Source organism: Hoyosella sp. YIM 151337 (assembly GCF_026041215.1).
Taxonomy (GTDB): domain Bacteria; phylum Actinomycetota; class Actinomycetes; order Mycobacteriales; family Mycobacteriaceae; genus Hoyosella.
This window is the reverse complement of record NZ_JAPEIQ010000006.1, coordinates 73,984-92,305: the sequence shown is the minus strand read 5'-3', so window position 1 is coordinate 92,305 and position 18,322 is coordinate 73,984. Positions and strand designations below refer to the sequence as shown.

General features: G+C 64.4%; 17 protein-coding genes. 12 read left to right on the top strand and 5 right to left on the bottom strand.

The window, feature by feature from the left end; genetic code table 11:
• The first annotated feature begins 56 nt into the window (after nt 1–56).
• Nucleotides 57–419 (top strand): GntR family transcriptional regulator, encoded by a 363-nt coding sequence (locus ONR57_RS01820; protein WP_265121144.1) that lies wholly within the window; start codon nt 57–59, stop codon nt 417–419.
• Nucleotides 420–423: 4 nt separating this feature from the next.
• Here ONR57_RS01820 and ONR57_RS01815 read toward each other — a convergent pair whose 3' ends face one another.
• The gene (locus tag ONR57_RS01815; RefSeq protein ID WP_265121143.1) at nt 424–798 is read right to left on the bottom strand and encodes a DoxX family protein; all 375 of its coding nucleotides are present in this window, start codon (nt 796–798) and stop codon (nt 424–426) included.
• A 200-nt stretch (nt 799–998) separates the two neighbouring features.
• On the opposite strand from ONR57_RS01815, the gene ONR57_RS01810 reads away from it, so the two are divergent.
• Complete coding sequence (locus ONR57_RS01810) at nt 999–1,418, top strand: DoxX family protein (protein WP_265121142.1); 420 nt, start codon at nt 999–1,001, stop codon at nt 1,416–1,418.
• Nucleotides 1,419–1,448: 30 nt separating this feature from the next.
• On the opposite strand, the gene ONR57_RS01805 is transcribed toward ONR57_RS01810, so the two are convergent.
• The gene (locus ONR57_RS01805; RefSeq protein ID WP_265121728.1) at nt 1,449–2,936 is read right to left on the bottom strand and encodes a dolichyl-phosphate-mannose--protein mannosyltransferase; all 1,488 of its coding nucleotides are present in this window, start codon (nt 2,934–2,936) and stop codon (nt 1,449–1,451) included.
• Nucleotides 2,937–3,080: 144 nt separating this feature from the next.
• Here ONR57_RS01805 and rsmI point away from each other — a divergent pair, with 144 nt between their 5' ends.
• Complete coding sequence (gene rsmI / locus ONR57_RS01800) at nt 3,081–3,926, top strand: 16S rRNA (cytidine(1402)-2'-O)-methyltransferase (RefSeq protein WP_265121141.1); 846 nt, start codon at nt 3,081–3,083, stop codon at nt 3,924–3,926.
• A gap of 8 nt (nt 3,927–3,934) precedes the next feature.
• On the opposite strand, the gene ONR57_RS01795 is transcribed toward rsmI, so the two are convergent.
• Nucleotides 3,935–5,218, bottom strand: coding sequence for an aminodeoxychorismate synthase component I (locus tag ONR57_RS01795; RefSeq protein ID WP_265121140.1), 1,284 nt, complete (start codon nt 5,216–5,218; stop codon nt 3,935–3,937).
• A 30-nt stretch (nt 5,219–5,248) separates the two neighbouring features.
• Nucleotides 5,249–6,748 (bottom strand): DUF2786 domain-containing protein, encoded by a 1,500-nt coding sequence (locus ONR57_RS01790; protein WP_265121139.1) that lies wholly within the window; start codon nt 6,746–6,748, stop codon nt 5,249–5,251.
• A 110-nt stretch (nt 6,749–6,858) separates the two neighbouring features.
• Between ONR57_RS01790 and metG the strand changes: the two genes are divergently transcribed.
• The 9 genes from metG to ONR57_RS01740 all read left to right on the top strand — a co-directional run bounded on the left by metG (nt 6,859) and on the right by ONR57_RS01740 (nt 17,646).
• Complete coding sequence (gene metG / locus ONR57_RS01785) at nt 6,859–8,694, top strand: methionine--tRNA ligase (protein WP_265121138.1); 1,836 nt, start codon at nt 6,859–6,861, stop codon at nt 8,692–8,694.
• Nucleotides 8,691–9,533 (top strand): TatD family hydrolase, encoded by an 843-nt coding sequence (locus ONR57_RS01780; protein ID WP_265121137.1) that lies wholly within the window; start codon nt 8,691–8,693, stop codon nt 9,531–9,533. The genes metG and ONR57_RS01780 overlap by 4 nt, the downstream gene beginning before the upstream one ends.
• Before the next feature lie 410 nt (nt 9,534–9,943).
• Nucleotides 9,944–11,062, top strand: a complete 1,119-nt coding sequence (locus ONR57_RS01775; RefSeq protein ID WP_279347339.1) for a resuscitation-promoting factor — start codon at nt 9,944–9,946, stop codon at nt 11,060–11,062.
• A gap of 164 nt (nt 11,063–11,226) precedes the next feature.
• The gene (gene rsmA, locus ONR57_RS01765) at nt 11,227–12,096 is read left to right on the top strand and encodes a 16S rRNA (adenine(1518)-N(6)/adenine(1519)-N(6))-dimethyltransferase RsmA (RefSeq protein ID WP_265121727.1); all 870 of its coding nucleotides are present in this window, start codon (nt 11,227–11,229) and stop codon (nt 12,094–12,096) included.
• A gap of 23 nt (nt 12,097–12,119) precedes the next feature.
• Complete coding sequence (locus tag ONR57_RS01760) at nt 12,120–13,088, top strand: 4-(cytidine 5'-diphospho)-2-C-methyl-D-erythritol kinase (RefSeq protein WP_265121135.1); 969 nt, start codon at nt 12,120–12,122, stop codon at nt 13,086–13,088.
• Nucleotides 13,089–14,879 (top strand): ABC-F family ATP-binding cassette domain-containing protein, encoded by a 1,791-nt coding sequence (locus ONR57_RS01755; protein WP_265121134.1) that lies wholly within the window; start codon nt 13,089–13,091, stop codon nt 14,877–14,879. It abuts the gene before it with no gap.
• 54 nt (nt 14,880–14,933) lie between these two features.
• A complete protein-coding gene (gene ppk2 / locus ONR57_RS01750; RefSeq protein WP_265121133.1) occupies nt 14,934–15,833 on the top strand; it encodes a polyphosphate kinase 2 in 900 nt (299 codons plus the stop codon).
• 6 nt (nt 15,834–15,839) lie between these two features.
• Nucleotides 15,840–16,955, top strand: a complete 1,116-nt coding sequence (locus ONR57_RS01745) for a VOC family protein (RefSeq protein WP_265121132.1) — start codon at nt 15,840–15,842, stop codon at nt 16,953–16,955.
• 13 nt (nt 16,956–16,968) lie between these two features.
• The gene (locus ONR57_RS01740; protein WP_265121131.1) at nt 16,969–17,646 is read left to right on the top strand and encodes a DUF4166 domain-containing protein; all 678 of its coding nucleotides are present in this window, start codon (nt 16,969–16,971) and stop codon (nt 17,644–17,646) included.
• Between the two features lie 108 nt (nt 17,647–17,754).
• On the opposite strand, the gene ONR57_RS01735 is transcribed toward ONR57_RS01740, so the two are convergent.
• The gene (locus ONR57_RS01735) at nt 17,755–18,291 is read right to left on the bottom strand and encodes a gluconokinase (RefSeq protein WP_265121130.1); all 537 of its coding nucleotides are present in this window, start codon (nt 18,289–18,291) and stop codon (nt 17,755–17,757) included.
• Nucleotides 18,292–18,322: the final 31 nt, after the last annotated feature.

The following is an 18,322-nucleotide window of genomic DNA, read 5'->3' as shown; positions in this document are numbered from 1 at the left end:
TGTGGCGTTTTCACGGGTTGTACGGCCAGGGCGTCGCTGGCGAAGGAAGGTGCGCGGTGCTGCTGTCGATCGACACTGAGTCGTCAGTGCCGCCTTACGAGCAAATCTGTACGCAGGTCATTGAACTGGTGCGGGCCGAGCGGCTGCCGGCCGGGTGCAAGTTGCCAACTGTGCGGCAGCTTGCGACTGAACTCGGGATCGCGCCCAACACGGTCGCGCGTTCTTACCGAGAACTCGAGGCTGCCGGCGTGATCGAAACCCGCGGGCGCCGCGGGTCTTTCGTCGCGGCTTCCGGTGACCCGACGCGTGCGCACGCGCAGTCCCAGGCGGTGTGTTACGTGACGGAACTGCGGGGACTCGGCTTCAGCGACGAGGAGATCCGCACGTTCGTCGACGCGGCCCTGAAGGGGCTTGGCTGAGCTGTCAGGCCGTGAGAAAGCGGCCGACTGCGACGGCCGCGCAGAGGATGAGCAGAGTTCCGGTGAGGGGCAGGTAGGTGTCCAGCTCTCGCCGACGGCGCAGCACGATCATTGCGAGGATGAGGAGCAGGGCCAGTCCGATAGCGGCGACGGGGGTGAGAATGGGGTAGAGGCCGGTCGCTTGGGGCAATACCAGTCCAATAGCGCCGAGTATCTCGACGATTCCGATCGCGCGTACCGAACCCGGGGAGAATTCCGTTGCCCACCCGGAGCCCCTCTTGGTGACATACTTCTCATAGGGTGTGGACGTCTTGGTCACGCCACTCATGAGGAACGCGGCGGCAAGGATGGCGGCTGGTATCCACAGCACCAGGTCCATTCCGTCTCCTTTGAAGTGCGCGAGAGCTGTCCGCTTTGATCAATATCGCGGTACGTGGGTGGTCTCGCAACAGTACCGGCTGGCTGGGATGAGACCGCCACAAGGGGACAATAGTTGCGCAGTCAACTATTGTCGGATTAGGCTGAAAGCACAATGGGCAACCGCGCCCCATCCGGGCGTGCAACAAAATCGGAGGCATCGTGGGAACTGGCTGGCACCGTGACATCGCTTTACTGATAGCGCGCGTGGGTATCGGCGTCATTTTCGTCGCTCATGGCTGGCAGAAACTCAACGAATCGACCATCGAAGGTGTCCAGGCCTTCTTTACGTCGATCAACGCGCCGCTCCCTGAGATAACCGCGTACGTCGTGACCTATCTCGAACTCGTGGGCGGTGCGATGCTCATCATCGGTGTGCTCACCCCACTGGTGGGTTTCCTTCTGTTCTGCAACATGGTGGGCGCTTTCGTCCTGGTCCACGTCGAGCACGGCGTTTTCGTCGAGGATGGTGGCTTCGAGCTCGTCCTGGCCCTGGGCGTCGGCTCACTGCTCATTGCGGCGTGCGGCGCCGGTGCGATAAGTCTCGACCGGATGCTTCCCGGGCTCAGCCGCTTCTCCTGAAGGCTGCCGCGCATTTCGCGGCAACAGTTGTCAGCGCCAGCTGGGCAGCCACAGCTGGCGCTGCCACATTTCGGGGGTTATGGGCAATGCCGTCAGGATCGGGTACAGCCAGATGAAGTTGGCAATGACGACGGCCAGGTATACGCAGACCACGAGTGTGGCGAGTTGCCGTCGCTCGGGGATGCGGGGGCGCAGCTTGCCCCGTTCGTGTCGTCCAATGAGATCTCCGAGTGCGAGCGCGAATAGCATCACCATGAAGGGCGCCATCGGCGCAGCGTAGAAGTAATACATTTGCCGATCGAGAGCGGCGAACCAGGGCACGAATACCGCGAGATATCCCGTGAGTGCCGCCGCATAACGCCAATCGCGGTAGCCGATGATTCGCCACGCCGACCAGGCGAGCACGGGTAGTGAAAGCCACCACATCGCTGGAGTTCCGACCAGCATGACGGCCCGAACGCACTCCGTCGCACCGCAACCTGAGATCTCGTCGCTTTGTGCGAAGTAGTACAGCATCGGCCGCAAGCCCATCGGCCATGTCCACGGTTTCGACTCCCAAGGGTGAATATGCCCTTCGGAGTTCGTCAGCCCCGCGTGGAACGACAGAATGTGGCTGTGGTTGTACCAGAGAGCGCGCAGCGAATCCGGGAGGAAACTCCAGGTTCCGCCTGTCCCGATCACGCGTCCGACTGCGTGCCGGTCAATCGCGGTTTCGCTGGCGAACCACGCCCAATAACTCCCCACGTACACAGCCGCCGGGATGGCGACGAGCGACCCCAAAGCTGGCACTAGGTCACGCATCGCAGTGCCCGCGACCGGACGTCTGACGGCGAAGTGATGGCGCGCGGCAAGATCGAATGCCACCGCCAGCAGGCCGAAGAACGCGACGACGTAGATGCCGGACCACTTCGTCGCACACGCGAGCCCAAGCAACACGCCGGCACCGAATCGCCACCAGCGGAATCCCATTCGGGGGCCGAAGGCCGATTCATCGATCCGGCCCTCGTCGTAAACACGCCGGTACCGTCGCCGGACATCATCACGGTCAACGATGAGGCAGCCAAAAGCTCCCACGATGAACACGACAAGGAAGATGTCGAGCATTCCGATCCGCGACGTCACGAATGTCACGCCGTCGGCCAGTATCAACACCCCAGCGATCGCGCCCACGAGAGTCGACCTGGCCAGGCGGCGCGCGATGCGGGTGACGAGCAGCACAAGCACCACGCCTGCCACTGCCGCAGCGGAGCGCCACCCCAGCGCGGAGTAGCCGAAGACAGCTTCACCGAGCGCGATGAGCTGTTTGCCCACCGGTGGGTGCACGACCAGCCCGTACGCTGGGTTATCTTCGACCCAGCCGTTGCCGAGCATCTGCCAGGCCTGGGTGACGTAATGCTTCTCGTCGAAGACCGGTGTGCCCGCGTCTGTCGGTGTGTGCAGACCTGCGAAGCGGGTGATTGCCGCGAGCAGCGTCAGGAATCCGGCAACGAGCCAGCCCCGCTTGGTGTCCGGCGGCATCGGGTCAGGCGCCGGATCAAGAGATCCAGGGCTGCGGACCGGCTTAGAATCCCGCGCGGCGGGCGCTGCGCATCGCGCCGCGTGAGCGGGCACACGACGGGCAGTACTAAGCACGGGCACGCGACGATCGTAGGCTGTATGACCATGGCCGGACAGCTTGTACTCGCCGCAACACCGCTCGGTGATATCCGTGACGCCTCGCCGCGACTCACTGACATGCTGGCAAAAGCCGACATCATCGCGGCAGAAGATACGCGCCGCACCCGTCAGCTCGCCGCCGCGCTCGGTGTTGCGCTGACAGCGAAGCTGGTCAGTTTCTATGACCATGTGGAGAAAACGCGCTTGCCGGCCCTTGTCGACGAGGTCGCTCGCGGCCGCACAGTCCTGCTCGTCACCGATGCCGGGATGCCGTCGATCAGCGATCCGGGCTACCGACTTGTCGCGGCCTGCGCCGAGCGCGCCCTCGTGGTGACATGTCTGCCCGGGCCGTCTGCGGTCACGACCGCACTCGCACTCTCTGGCTTGCCTGTCGACCGTTTTTGCTTTGATGGGTTTCCGCCGCGCAAATCCGGGCAGCGCCGCGAATTCTTCGAAACGCTTCGTGACGAACCGCGCGCTTGTGTGTTTTTCGAAGCGCCGCACCGTCTTTCCGACTGTCTCAGTGACGCGGTCAGCGTCCTCGGTCCGCAGCGGCGCGCGGCGGTGTGCCGGGAATTGACGAAAACCTACGAAGAGGTCAAACGCGGTACCCTCCAGGAACTCGCGGACTGGGCGGCGGCTCAGCCGGTACGGGGCGAGATAACGGTCGTTCTCGAAGGCGCGGCGCCCGCGGCGCAGAGTGTGCACGATCAGGTGGCGGACGTCGAACGGCTGGTCGCTGCGGGAAGCCGGCTAAAAGCGGCGTGCGCTGTTATCGCGGAACGCGCTGGCGTTTCGAAGCGCGAATTGTACGAGGCAGTCCTCGCAAGGCGCGCGCCGGATGGCGATTGACGCGTTGACTAGAGCGGCGCCGAGGCTTGCAGTCCTATGATGGTCGCAGCCTTGTCCAGGCATTCCTGCCACTCGCGTTCGGGTTCGGAGTCGATGGTGATACCGCCGCCCACACCTAGCCTGCAGTCACCGCGCGCGGTGAACTCCACCGTCCGGATCGCCACGTTCAGCTCGAGACCTGCCACGGGCGAGTGGAAACCCACTGTGCCGCAGTAGACCCCGCGCGGCTCGGGCTCCCACTGTCGCAGCAGGGTGCGTGCCCGGTGTTTCGGTGTGCCGGTCACAGAGGCCGGCGGGAAGGCAGCGGCGAGCAGGTCACTGAGTTCGATTGCGGGGTCGACATGCGCTTGCACGGTGGATACGAGGTGCCACACACCCGGCGCGGGATACACCCCGAGCAGGTCTGTGACGGTCACTGAACCGAGCGCGGCGACGCGGCCGAGATCGTTCCGAACGAGGTCGACAATCATCACGTTCTCTGCGACATCCTTGACCGAGGAGCGCAGCAGCGCGGGGTCCTTGTCGATCGGCAAGGTCCCTTTGATGGGACTCGACCGAACGATCGCACCCTTTCGGGAGAGAAACATTTCCGGCGAGAGGGATGCGACCGCGCCCCACTCTCCCTGCAGATACGCGGCCTTGGCCGGGCGTGTAGCGGTGATGGCGTCGGCGAAGAAATCGGCGGGTTCACCGGTGAAGTGCCCCGTGAAGTGTCCACACACGCATGCTTGGTACACCTCGCCCGCCCGGATGGCCTCGAGACAGGATTCGACACCAAATCGGTGTGCGGCGCGGCTCGGGGGCGTCCACCGGCACGACCACTCCGCGGATGGGGCGGAGCCGCTGACGAGGCGGGCCAGCCAGTCCGGGCACGTCTCATCAGCAAGCGATTCGAACCACCAGTTTCCCGCGGCATCGAGCCGCAGCACGTGATCGGTGAAGCCGCCGGCCATTGCGGGCAGCGGGCCGTATTCTCCGTGCGGTCCGGGATCGGGGTACGAGAGATACCCGAACCAGCCGCCGCCGACTGCATTGGCGGGCTCCGCCGAGTCGCGGTCCGTCGCGCTTCCGGTCGCGACGTGTTCACCGAACGGATGCGCACTGCCCGGGTGTGCATGGCCGGTTTCCATCGCGGTCAGCGCGGGCGCGATTATCGCGCGTGAACCCAGCCAGTTACCGGTCACCGCGGCGGGCGGGGGAGCCCCGAGTTCGCGTGCCCGGCGAGCGAGTGCACGCACCACATCCGCTGCGCTCGCGCAGTCATCGCCTGCACCTATGCGTTCACATCGCATTGGATAAGAGTGGCACGTGCGTCGTGGTGGCTACTGCGCGGCCTCGATGCGTGCCGCGGCCGGTTGAAGAACGGCTTGGTCAGCGGCTACTTTCCCGGCTATCCAGCCGCGCGCGTCCATGGGTGCGGCGGTCTGCTTCTCGGTACGCGGAAACAGACGCTCGAATTCAGCGTTCACCGCTTCGTTCTGGGCCGCGAGAATCGGCAGCAGCCGCTTGCCCCGGAGACGGGCGCGCTTCGCCGCCCGCGCGGTGGTTTCTTCGCCCACTTCTTGTAGCCGCTGGCCCACCCGAACCGCGAACGCGAACAGAAACGCGCGGCGGAAGCTGGCAGTACGTGTGGCGGGGTCATCGCTGTTCCGGCCAAGATCGGTCATCGCGTGTGTCGCCTGGACAAGCACTGACGTGTACAGCATTTCGACTTGGCGCAGGTCAACAGGGGTTCCCACCGCGGTGGCCACTGCATACTGTGCGTCCCATACGACTCGGACACGGTTGGCGAGACTGATCTCGTGAAGCAGATGTACCTTCGCTTTGGTGTACGGATTCTCGATGTGAATACGCGTGGTCTGCACGTCGCCGCGAGCGAAGTTGGAGCGGAGCAACGCCGCGTCGATCGCGTAACGCGTCATCAATTCCTGTGCCTTCGCGGTGAACGCGTCCGCTTCACTCGTGTACGTTGTCGCCTCAGCTTTGGCGAGCAGGCTGCGCACTTTATTCAGCACGCGTGTGTCAACCGGACCGGCGCAGCTGGTTCGGGGTGCGGCGTCGGTTCGCTGCTCGGGCCACTGCGATGGCGGGTCGCAGACTAGCGGCCACACGGGGAGGTCGTGCCACTGCCCGATAAGCCTCAGGAGGGCAGGCCAGTCGGTTTGGAGCGGCGGTTCGCCACCGAGCGCCAGCAGAAAGGGCCGGTTCCCGGGGTTGCGCGTTGCCGCCCAGTGAACACTGGCGGCGACGGCGGAGCTCATGGCCGCGATGTCCTCGAGCTGTTCGGCCCACATCAGCGGCGCGCGCTGCGTCGCGTTCGATAACGCGGCCTGGTAGGTGACTGTGGCCACCGCCAGGTCGGTTACCGGCTGGGGGTGTGCGCGGCTGACGACGTGGATGACATCCCGCGGCTGCCAGCCGTGTTCGTAAAGAGAGTCCATCGCGGAGAGCAAGATCTCGCATGCGACGCGGGTGGCGAGCCACGGTTCCCGCCCGGCGTCCGCGCGCGCTAGCTGGTCGGCGATGTGTGCTGCGTGTTCGCGGCGGTGTTTCGGACCGACTGCCGCGTCCGCACCGGTGAGGATCATTTCCTGCACGACCGTCTGCGGGTCGGTGCCGGGACGCACGATTCCGCCCGGCCAGTTGAGGGCGTGCCATTGGTCGCCAGACTGGTGTCCGTGCGCGTGGCCGTCCGGCGCGTCAGACCAGCGGACAGAGGAAGATTTGCGGTGGGCGTCCCCGTTAGGCTTCGGCCTGCGGTGAGAGCCGTCACTACGGCGGGTGCCGCGCGCCCGCCGGGGCTGCTCCGTGGTTTTCCCCATAGCACCGCAGTATGCCTGTTCTTGACCCGCAGGTGTGGGAACCGGCGGGGGGCAGGCTGGCAAAATGGCCGGTTGGGAATCCACCACCCACAACGAATAGGCTGGTACGCATGTCTACCCGAGTTCTCACGGCGGTCGCCTGGCCGTACACGAATGGCCCGCGCCACATCGGCCACGTGTCAGGTTTCGGCGTTCCGTCCGATGTCTTCGCCCGATACCAGCGCATGGTGGGTAATGACGTGCTGATGATCTCGGGTACGGACGAGCATGGGACACCGATCTTGGTGCAGGCGGACCAAGAGGGGACGACGCCGCGTGAGCTGGCCGATCGCTATAACCGGGTGATCGTGGAGGACCTCGCGGGACTCGGGCTGAGTTACGACCTGTTCACCCGCACCACCACCCGCAATCACTACGCAGTGGTGCAGGAATTGTTCCGCACACTGCACAAGAACGGCTATCTGGTCCCCAAGACGACGACTGGTGCCATCAGTCCTTCGACCGGCCGGACGCTGCCAGACCGGTACGTCGAGGGCACCTGCCCGATCTGCGGGTATGACGGTGCGCGCGGTGACCAATGCGACAACTGCGGTAATCAACTCGACCCGATCGACCTAATCAATCCACGCTCAAAGCTCAACGGTGAGACGCCAAAGTTTGTCGAAACTGAGCACTTCTTTCTGGATCTTCCCGCGCTTGCAGACGCGCTCGGAACGTGGCTCAAAGGCCGCACCGATTGGCGGCCGAACGTCCTGCGCTTCAGTCTGAACCTGATCAACGACCTGCGGCCCCGCGCGATGAGCCGCGATATCGACTGGGGCGTGCCCATTCCACTTGACGGGTGGTCCGACCGTCCCGACAAGAAGCTGTACGTGTGGTTTGACGCGGTGATCGGGTATTTATCCGCGAGCATCGAATGGGCGGTGCGCAGCGGCGACCCCGAGGCGTGGCGCAAGTGGTGGACCGATCCCGAAGCGGTCAGCTACTACTTCATGGGCAAGGACAACATCACCTTCCACTCGCAAATCTGGCCTGCCGAACTCCTCGGCTATGGAGGCCGGGGTGCGCATGGTGGTGCGCCCGGTCCGCTTGGGAATCTGAATCTGCCTACCGAGGTGGTCTCGAGTGAGTTCCTGACCATGAGCGGATCAAAGTTCTCGACGAGCCGTGGCACAGTCATCTATGTGCGTGATTTCCTGCGCGACTTCGGTGCGGATCCGCTGCGCTACTTCATCGCGGTCGCGGGCCCAGAGTCGCAGGACACGGATTTCACCTGGGATGAGTTTGTGCGCAGGACGAACTTCGAGCTGGCCAACGAGTGGGGCAACCTCGTCAACCGGGCGGTGTCGATGGCGAACAAGAACTTCGGTGAGATCCCGGCGCCCTCCTCGCTGACCGATGCTGATGCTGAGCTCCTGCGCACAGCCGAGGCGGCTTTCCAGACTGCCGGGCAACACTTGCAGCGAAGCAGGTTCCGGGCCGCGGCGACTGAGGGTATGCGGGTAGTGACGGCGGCGAACAAGTATATTTCCGCACTCGAGCCCTGGAAACTTGCGAAGGAACCCGACCAGCGCGATCGGCTCGCGACAGTGCTGCACACGTCCTTGCAGGTAGTCTCCGACGCGAATTCGCTGCTGACTCCGTTCCTGCCGCACGCTGCGCAGAAGGTGCACGAGCTGCTGGGCGGGGAAGGCGTGTGGGCCGCTGAGCCGGAGGTCCGTGAGGTTACTGATGACACAGCTCAAGTGGAGCCGGTGGGGGTGAACCTGCCGGAAGCCGGGCGCTCTTATCCCGTTCTGATGGGTGACTACGCCAGTGAACAAGCGCGCTGGGGCCGCACCGACATCAAGCCGGGCACGAAACTGTCAAAACCCACGCCGCTGTTCGGCAAACTGGACGCGGAACTGGGCGAGACCGGCCCCGAATGGGCGCCGATCAAGAAATGAGCACGAAGGCGTCGAAGAAGGAACGTCCAGCGCCACCGCAACCAGAGCGGCTGGCGCCGCTGATTGACGCCCACACACACCTCGATGCCTGCGGCGCGGTAGATGAGGAATCGTTGCGTGTGATTGTCGATCGAGCCGCCGCTGTGGGTGTGGAGACGATCGTGACCGTCGCGGACGATCTCGCTGCGGCCGAACTGGCCAGCACGCTCGCGCACTGGGATGATCGGGTGTTTGCCGCCACGGCGCTGCACCCCACCCGCGCGAATCACCTCGATGACCACGCGAAAAGCGTGCTCGAGAAGCTCGCCGGCGATCCGCGTACCGTCGCAGTGGGTGAGACCGGTTTGGACTACTACTGGCCGGGCAAGCTCGAGGGCTGCGCTGAGGTCTCGGAGCAGGAGGAAGGCTTCCGCTGGCATATCGATCTGGCTAAGCGCTCCGGCAAGCCGCTGATGATTCACAACCGGGAGGCAGACGCTGATCTCGTGCGCGTGCTTCTGAGCGAGGGCGCACCAGAAACCGTCATTTTTCATTGCTTCTCGTCTGGACCTGAGATGGCCCGGACCTGCGTGGATCAGGGGTGGGTGCTTAGCCTTTCGGGGACAGTCAGCTTTCGTAACGCGCGGGACCTGCACGAGGCAGCCCGGCTTATCCCCGCTGGTCAGCTGCTAGTGGAGACCGACGCGCCATACCTGACTCCGCATCCGTATCGGGGCGCTCCGAACGAGTCGTACTGCCTGCCGTACACGGTTCGGGCACTGGCCGAGATCCGCGGTGATGACGCGGCAGAACTGGCGACGGCAACCACGTCGACGGCGCGCCGCGTCTACGGCATCTGAATTGCGTTCAAACGTAATTTAAGGTTCTTCAGGAAGTGACGATGGTCACATTTATCCCCGAATGAGTTTTGTCTGGCCTGGTGCGGAAGTTGCGAATGTGACGACTGGCACATCACGGGAAAATTGTGAATTAACAAATTGTTCGTTTTTTTATACGCGTTCTACCAGCGGATTTAGCTGAGCGATAAGGCTGAAATATAACGCTTGAATAATTGTTTCCCGAAAATCCGGTATTTCGGAGAAATGTGGAACAGCTCTCATTATCGTGAGATTGCTTGCTCCAGTTAGCAGCACCTCGTTACTGTTTTGTTATCGACATCCGGGGTGGAGAAGCCCGACTCAGCACGTTCCCGACACCACGCTTTGCGTGCTGACTTCACCTGCCCGGCCAGCCAACAGTCAGGAAGACAATGTCGCAAGCACCGCGTACCTCCAACTCCAAGAAGGCGCAGATCGTCGCTGGCGGCGCTCTCGTCGCCATGATCGCCGGAGCCGGAACCGCCGTCGCGACCCACAAAGACGTCACCCTCGAGGTTGACGGCGAAACTCGCACCGTCAGCACCTTCAAGGGCAGTGTCAGCGGCGCACTCGCGGCCGCCGGTCTTCCCCTGACTGACCACGACGTCGTCGTCCCGGCAGCAAACGAGTCGATCTCCAACGGCGACACGATCGTGCTGCAGCGCGCTAAGCCACTCGAAGTCACCATCGACGGCGAAGCCCGCGAGATCTGGACGACGGCCCAGACAGTCGACGAGGCCCTCGCGCAGCTCGACCTGGCCGGCCGGGAACTGGGCGTGTCAGCGTCACGCTCGGAACGGATCCCGTTCGATGGGATGCAGTTCTCGGTGAGCACTCCCAAGACCGTCAAGATCACTGACGGCGAACACGAAGCGGAACTCAGCACCACGGCCTTCACAGTGGAGGATGTGCTCGCTGAACTGGGCGCACCGCTGGCCGGTTTCGATGCCGTGAGGCCGCATGCTCGCACGCCACTCGCGGAAGGTATGGAGATCGCGGTCGAGCGGCTCCGGGTCGCACGTGAGGTCCTCGAAGAGGAGTTCCTCCCCGAGAACGTCATTGAAGACCCCAACATGCTTGAAGGCGACACCCGGGTCGAGGTTGCTGGCGAGGCTGGTGTCGCCACGAACACCTACGTCATTGTTCACGCCAACGGTGGTGAATCAGCACGCACCAAGGTTGCTTCTGACATCAGCCGTGAGGCGCAGCCGAAGGTGATTCGCGTTGGCACCAAGCCACGGCCCGCCGCACCCGCCGTGTCCAACGGCTCCACCTGGGACGCGCTGGCGCAGTGCGAGTCAACTGGCAACTGGGCAATCAACACTGGCAACGGCTACTATGGCGGCCTGCAGTTCTCGCAGAGCACCTGGGCGGCCTACGGCGGCACCCAGTACGCGCCGCGTGCTGACCTCGCTACCCGCGAGCAGCAGATCGCGATCGCCGAGAAGACCCGCGCTGGACAGGGCTGGGGCGCATGGCCAGCCTGCTCGTCGAAGCTCGGTCTGCGCTGATCTGCTGACCTGACCGACGCGGCGTCCGCCGCACCAAACGCAAAGGCGTAACCGCACTGAGCACCGACCAGCACGGCGGAACCACGGAAGACCGGCAAGACCCCGGGGCCCTCGCGGACCCGGGGTCTTCGCGTGCGCGCAGCGCGCCCCACGCCGGGGTAAACCTGCTGGGGCCGGCGGAAATTCGTGGCCTCGCCGACCGCATCGGCGTGCGCCCGAGCAAACAGCGGGGACAGAACTTTGTTCACGATCCCAACACGGTGCGCCGCATCGTGAGCGCCGCAGGCCTCGCGACAGGCGAAACAGTGCTCGAAGTCGGGCCGGGGCTAGGTTCACTTACGCTCGCCCTCCTCGAGGCGCGACATCCGGTTGTGGCGGTAGAAATCGATCCGGTGCTTGCTGCGCAGCTTCCCGAGACGGTCCGGGCGCATGCGCCAGAGTCGGCAGATGAGCTCGCAGTGCTGACGGCAGACGCACTGCGGGTTACTGCCCCGGAACTTCCACACACGCACAGCGCGCCGCGGGCGATGGTGGCGAATCTGCCTTACAACGTGGCCGTTCCGGTGCTCCTGCATCTGCTCGCCGAGCTTCCGACGCTGCGAACAGTCCTCGTTATGGTGCAAGCTGAAGTGGCTGATCGGCTCGCAGCTCCGCCCGGCAGTCGCACGTACGGCGTACCGAGCGCAAAAGCGGCATTCTTCGGATCAGTCAAACGGGCCGGTGCAGTCGGCCGCGCCGTGTTCTGGCCGGTTCCGAATGTGGATTCTGGCCTGGTTCGCATCGATCGGTACCAGCAACCGCCGTGGGACATGTCGCGCTCGCATCGGACCGCTGTGTTCGCGGTAATCGATGCGGCCTTTTCCCAGCGTCGCAAAACACTGCGTGCCGCGCTGGCGTCCTGGGCGGGCTCCGCAGCCGCAGCCGGACACATTCTGCAGGCGGCGGGTGTTGATCCGGCGCAACGTGGAGAAAAGCTGTCCATCGCTGACTTCGTACGAATCGCAGCCGCCCGCGACGCGCGCGAGCCGAGCTGATCGACGCTATAAGCTGTCCAACTGTGTTGCATGTCGTTGACGAACCGGTGACGGTCCGCGCCCCCGCTAAGGTGAACCTGCACCTCGCTGTGGGTGATCTGCGCGACGACGGCTATCACGAACTCACCACCGTATTCCAGGCGCTGTCTTTGTATGACGAGATCGCGGTGACCCGTGCGGATGATCTGACTGTCACAGTCCGCGGCGAGGGTGCTGGTCAGGTGCCCGTGGACAAGACCAATCTGGTGTGGCGGGCCGCGGAATTGATGGCAAAGCAGGCGCGCCGTACCCCGCGTGTGCATATTGCGATTACCAAGGGAATCCCGGTGGCTGGCGGGCTGGCGGGCGGCAGCGCGGACGCTGCGGCCACACTCGTCGCGCTCAACTCGCTGTGGCACCTCGAGTTAGGCAAAAACGAGCTGGTGGAGATTGCCGCCGAACTGGGGAGCGACGTGCCGTTCTCGCTGCGCGGCGGTACCGCAATGGGAATCGGGAGGGGCGAACAACTGCTGCCGGTCCTCTCGCGGAGCACCTACCATTGGGTGCTTGCCTTCGCGAAGGGCGGCCTCAGCACCCCGGCCGTCTACAAGGAACTGGACCGGCTGCGGGAAGCAGGTAACCCCCCGCGCGCCGGTTCCGCCGATGAGCTGATGCACGCACTGACGCTTGGTGACCCCGCGGTGCTGGCACCGCTGCTCGGCAATGACTTACAGGCAGCGGCGATCTCGCTTATGCCGCGCCTGCGGCGCACGTTGCGGGCCGGGGTGGACGCGGGCGCGCTCGCAACGATCGTGTCGGGCTCTGGGCCCACCTGCGCGTTCTTGTGCCGCGATGCGGATGACGCGGTAAATGTTGGCGTGGAAGTGTCCGCCACCGGGGTGTGCCGAACCGTGCGAACGGCGACCGGCCCGGTGCCGGGGGCCCGGCTGGTCGATCCCGGTGGCAGTCCAGATGATCCGGCAAACGAACGTGCCGTCGATGGGGGTGCATGAGTGGCGAACCTGGTCAATCTCGAGCAGGTCAGCAAGTCCTTTGGCGTCAAACCACTGCTCGACGGTGTGTCACTGGGCGTCGAGGAGGGTGAACGGATCGGCGTCGTCGGTCTCAACGGCGGCGGAAAGACCACGCTGCTCGAGGTGCTCGCTGGCCTCACCCCGCCCGATGCCGGCCGCGTGAGTCGCCGCGGTGATGTGCGGCTCGCGGTGGTAACGCAGCGCGGCGAACTGCCAGGCGGTGCGAGCATCGGCGATGTCGTGTTCGGCCCCCTCGGTCTGGCAGAACACGAGTGGGCCTCCGACGCTCGCATCCGCGGCATTCTCGAAGGCATTGGATTGCGCGAGGCGCAGCGGCACCTGGATACACCGATTGATGAGCTTTCCGGTGGGGAGCGCCGCCGCGTCGCTCTCGCCGCCGCGCTGGTCCAGGACCTGGATTTGCTGATACTCGACGAGCCGACCAACCACCTCGATGTCGAGGGCGTGGTGTGGCTTGCGGAACACCTCATCGCGCGCCGCTGCGCGCTCGTCGTCGTTACGCACGACCGCTGGTTTCTCGACACCGTCGCGACCCGGACGTGGGAGGTCGTCGGTGGCAGCGTCGAAAGCTACGAGGGCGGGTACAACGACTGGGTGTACGCGCGGGCGGAACGCGCCCGCATCGCGGACGCCCAGGAAGAGCGCCGCCGCAACCTCGCGCGCAAAGAGCTGGCGTGGCTGCGACGCGGGCCCCCGGCCCGCACATCCAAACCGAAGTACCGCATCGAGGCTGCGGAAAGTCTCATCGCCGACGTGCCGCCACCGCGCGACTCGGTCACGCTTTCCGCGTTCGCCACGCGGCGCCTCGGGAAGGTCGTCATCGAGCTAGAAGACGCCACCCTCGCCACCCCTGACGGCCGTACGTTGCTGACTGGCATGACGTGGCGGCTCGCACCTGGTGAGCGCGCCGGCATTGTCGGCGTGAACGGTTCTGGGAAGACGACGCTGCTGCGGGCGCTGGCGGGCGCGGCAGAATTGGTGTCTGGCCGGCGTATCGTCGGCCAGACTGTGCGGGTTGGCTGGCTGCGGCAGGAGCTGGACGATCTTCCAGAGCAGATGCGTGTGCTCGAAGCGGTCGAAGATGTCGGGCGCCGGGTGGTTCTCGGGGATAAAGAACTGTCCGCCTCGCAACTAGCCGAGCGGCTCGGCTTCCCCGCCGCCCGCCAGTGGACGCCGATTGCGGATCTCTCCGGCGGCGAGCGGCGCCGACTGCAGCTGACGCGCATCCTTATGGCTGAGCCCAACGTGCTGTTACTCGATGAACCGACAAACGACCTGGACATCGACACACTGCAACAGCTCGAGGATCTCCTCGACGGATGGCCGGGCACACTCGTCGTCATCAGCCACGATCGTTACCTGACCGAACGCATCTGCGACTCGGTGTACGCACTTTTTGGTGACGGACGGCTGACGCACCTTCCGCGCGGCATCGAGGAGTATTTGCAGCGGCGCGCAACGATCGCGGAGAGCGCACCCGTCCCAGCTGATGCGAGCCAGGCGGCACGGGAGACGGGTTCTCGCCAGAAGGGCGGTGCCGCCGAGCGTGCGGCGCAGAAGGAACTCGCCAGGCTTGAGCGGGCGATTGCGAAGCTGGAGGAGCGGCAGGCTGTTCTGCACGAACGGCTTGCGGCGGCCGCGACGGACCCAGAAAAGCTGCAGCGCCTCGGTGGCGAATTGAAGGATGTCGACGCCGAGCATGCGGAGCTCGAAGAGCGGTGGCTCGAACTTGCTGACGAGCTAGGCTGACCCCGTCTCACGCAACCTGCCCCATTGGATTTACCGCCCGAGTAACCTCAGCCCATGGCTGCGAAGAAAAACCCCGGTGGGGAAGCAGAGTTCAATGGTCGAGCGAAGCCGGCAGAGCGGAAGCTCCCGCTGGATGTGTACGAGCCCGAATTGAAGCGGTTGCAGGCAGAACTCGTGTCGATGCAGCACTGGGTTCAGGAGACAGGCGCCCGGGTCGTGGCGCTGTTCGAGGGGCGGGATGCGGCCGGCAAAGGATCCGCGATCAAACGGATAACCGAGTATCTGAATCCGCGGCATTGCCGCGTCGTGGCCCTTCCAGCACCAACGGAGCGTCAGCGCACACAGTGGTACTTCCAGCGCTACATCCAGCATCTGCCGGCCGCCGGGGAGATCGTTCTGCTAGATCGCTCGTGGTACAACCGGGCGGGTGTCGAACGCGTCATGGGGTTCTGCACGACCGACGAATACCGCCGGTTCCTGCATCAGGTGCCTATCTTCGAACGACTGCTCGTTGAGGACGGAATCATGCTGCGCAAGTTCTGGTTCTCGGTCTCCGATGTTGAGCAAGAGCGGCGTTTTCACTCGCGCCTCCAAGACCCGATGCGCCAGTGGAAACTGTCACCGATGGACCTGCAGTCGATCGTCCGGTGGGAGGAGTATTCGCGGGCGAAAGATGAGATGTTCGTGCACACCGACATTCCCGAAGCGCCCTGGTACACGGTGGAGAGCGAGCATAAGCGGAACTCGCGCATCAACGTGATCAACCATCTGCTGAAATCCATTCCGTTCGAACATGTGACGCCGCCACAGGTGGAGATCCCCCCACGGCCGGCCGCGACGAATTATGAACGCCCGCCGCGTGCCCAGTTCCGCTACGTTGAGGATTACGCCGCGATGCTGCTCGACAACACGAAGAAGGCGAAGAAAAAGAAGAAGGCGAAAGCGGGGAAGTGAAGGGCGATGAGCGATCCGGAAGCACCGACTGCCGGGGCAGACCACCACGTTGCTAGCGGGTTCCCGCGCTCGGGTGCCGTGCCGTACCTCATCGTGAATGGGGCTCAAGAGGCGCTGAACTGGTATTCGAAGGTTTTCGGCGCATCGGTACAGAGTGAACCGATCATGATGGAAGACGGGCGTGTGGGGCATGCCGAACTGACCGTTGGTGATGGCGTTATCTATCTCGCTGAGGAGTTCCCCGAAATGGGGCTGACAGCGCCGCGGACCGGCACCGCATCGGTGAGCCTCATGATTCCGGTGGATGATCCCGATCTCGTGCTGACGCGCGCCCGTGAAGCGGGCGGCCGGGTGGAGCGGTGGACATATGAGAGCCACGGACAGCGGAACGCGACACTGATTGACGCGTTCGGTCACCGCTGGATGCTCGCGGCGCCGCTCGGCGGTGCGTTGCGGCCAGGTGATATCGCCGCGCTCACAGTCTGCGCACCCGACCTTGAACGCGCCGCGCGCTTCTATCACGCGGTGCTGGGCTGGCAGACAGTGCCAGCTGAAGAGCAACTGCGCGTCACGAACACGTCCGCACCGGTCTTTCTGGAGGGTGGCCATGACGTGAGCCAGCTCCGGTGCAGGTTCGCGGTGAAGCACCTCGGCGATGCGCTCGCCGGCGTCGAAGCGGAGGGCGGAAGTTGGACGCAGCACGGTGAACTCGTGTCGTGCGAGGGACCCCATGGCGTGCGGTTCGAACTCGTCGAGATCACCGGCAGCGAAAGGCGCCCCGCGATCAACGGCGACGGGCCGGGAGATCCTGCGTACCTCACTTTGGAGGCGGTCGACGTAGGGGAGACACAGCAGTTTTACCGGGACGTGCTGGGCTGGGATTTCGACGGAAGCGAAGAGCGCGGCGGATTCGAGATAGTGGGGATCCACCCAATGACGGGCCTGACGCGTGGCCCCGAGGATCGCGTTGTCCCGATGTGGCGCGTCGAAGATGCCGCTGCGGCAACGAAGTACGTGCCCGAGGCGGGCGGAGAGATCCTCGCGGGGCCAGAGGTCCGCGAGTACGGTGTGTCTGTGCACTGCCGGGATGACCAGGGTGGGCGCTTCTACCTTGGTTCGTAACAGGAGTGACAGGATGCCGTCGGTTGTGGAGCGTGCGCTCGGAGCGAGGTTCGCCAAACTCCACCCCAAAGTGCAGTGGCGCTTCGGCATGTCGGCGGCGGACGGCCTCTGCCAGGTGGGAACCGGTGTGATGGAAGAAATGTCGCACTCCCTTGCCGTACCCTTGCCTGTGGCCAGATTTCTTGGAGCACGTCGGGTTGCACCCTCGCACACCGGATTTGACGTGCCGTTTCGGGTTGAGAATTACGCGTACACCGACGCCGTGGGACGGGAAACGCTGGCCACGGTTCGAACGTTCGGCTTTGCGTCGCGCAGCGCTGAGATGGATTCGACCATGGTGGGCGGAAAGACCGGACCCTACGTGGTGGACTACCTGGGGTCTGCGCCAGACTTGGCGGTGAAGACGCAGGTGTGGGTGGATAACCATGGTGCGCTCCGCCTTACGAGCGGTCCGCCGAAATTCCTCATCCCATTCGCACCGCGGTTGCCGGTTCTCGTTTCGGCGACAACCGAGGCGCGGGAGTGGTGGGATGAGGAACAGCAGCGGCATGGCATCGAAGTGACGGTGAAGAACCCGGTGCTCGGCCGGATGTTTCACTATCGGGGTCACTTCACGGCGGTGGAGAAGCCGTGCCCTGCGGGGGAGATACCGGATCGGGCCTACCCCCGCACCGTCGACACCCGAGAGTGACGATCACGCTGCGCAGAGCGTGGGCGTCGCGCGATCACGAAGCGGTGATGGCGAGGAGGGTGCCCGTGCCCAGAGTTCAGTCTTCGGTGGTGATCATGACGGCGCCTTCTACTGGGATACGCCGGGCCCGGCGAGGTTGAGTGCGGTGAGTGCGCAGGTCACAATGCGCTCCGGATTGTCTCGAAGGTCCACGGTGACGCCGTCCTCGTCGGACTGGAGCGGTTCAAGGTCGCCAAACTGTGAATTCAGCAGCGATGGAGGCATGAAGTGTCCGCTGCGCTGCCCGATGCGTTCCGCGACCACTGGCGCGGGGCCGTGGAGGAAGACGAAGCGGACCCGTGCGTTCGCCTCGCGCAGCACGTCTCGGTATGAGCGTTTGAGGGCTGAGCAGGTGAGGACGACGTTTTCGCCTGCTTCGGCGCGATCAGTGATCCAATCGCGGATCGCCCGCAGCCAGGGTGTCCGGTCATCGTCACCGAGGGGGATGCCAGCCGACATCTTGTCGATATTGGCTTGCGGGTGAAATTCGTCGGCTTCCGCACGTTTCCAGCCGAGTTCCCTGGCGAGCAAACTAGCTGTCGTTGTCTTGCCGACTCCGGCGACACCCATAACGACCAGGGCGGTCCGGGGCGATTCAGCTGGCATCCGATGCTTCTCCTCTACTCGACGCCCAAAG

Bases quoted from the DNA above. Each gene is read 5' to 3' on its own strand.
- ONR57_RS01815 (WP_265121143.1), bottom strand. From the start codon at position 798: ATGGACCTGGTGCTGTGGATACCAGCCGCCATCCTTGCCGCCGCGTTC.
- ONR57_RS01805 (WP_265121728.1), bottom strand. From the start codon at position 2,936: ATGCCGCCGGACACCAAGCGGGGCTGGCTCGTTGCCGGATTCCTGACG.
- rsmI (WP_265121141.1), top strand. From the start codon at position 3,081: ATGGCCGGACAGCTTGTACTCGCCGCAACACCGCTCGGTGATATCCGT.
- ONR57_RS01795 (WP_265121140.1), bottom strand. From the start codon at position 5,218: ATGCGATGTGAACGCATAGGTGCAGGCGATGACTGCGCGAGCGCAGCG.
- ONR57_RS01790 (WP_265121139.1), bottom strand. From the start codon at position 6,748: ATGGGGAAAACCACGGAGCAGCCCCGGCGGGCGCGCGGCACCCGCCGT.
- metG (WP_265121138.1), top strand. From the start codon at position 6,859: ATGTCTACCCGAGTTCTCACGGCGGTCGCCTGGCCGTACACGAATGGC.
- ONR57_RS01780 (WP_265121137.1), top strand. From the start codon at position 8,691: ATGAGCACGAAGGCGTCGAAGAAGGAACGTCCAGCGCCACCGCAACCA.
- ONR57_RS01775 (WP_279347339.1), top strand. From the start codon at position 9,944: ATGTCGCAAGCACCGCGTACCTCCAACTCCAAGAAGGCGCAGATCGTC.
- ppk2 (WP_265121133.1), top strand. From the start codon at position 14,934: ATGGCTGCGAAGAAAAACCCCGGTGGGGAAGCAGAGTTCAATGGTCGA.
- ONR57_RS01745 (WP_265121132.1), top strand. From the start codon at position 15,840: ATGAGCGATCCGGAAGCACCGACTGCCGGGGCAGACCACCACGTTGCT.
- ONR57_RS01740 (WP_265121131.1), top strand. From the start codon at position 16,969: ATGCCGTCGGTTGTGGAGCGTGCGCTCGGAGCGAGGTTCGCCAAACTC.
- ONR57_RS01735 (WP_265121130.1), bottom strand. From the start codon at position 18,291: ATGCCAGCTGAATCGCCCCGGACCGCCCTGGTCGTTATGGGTGTCGCC.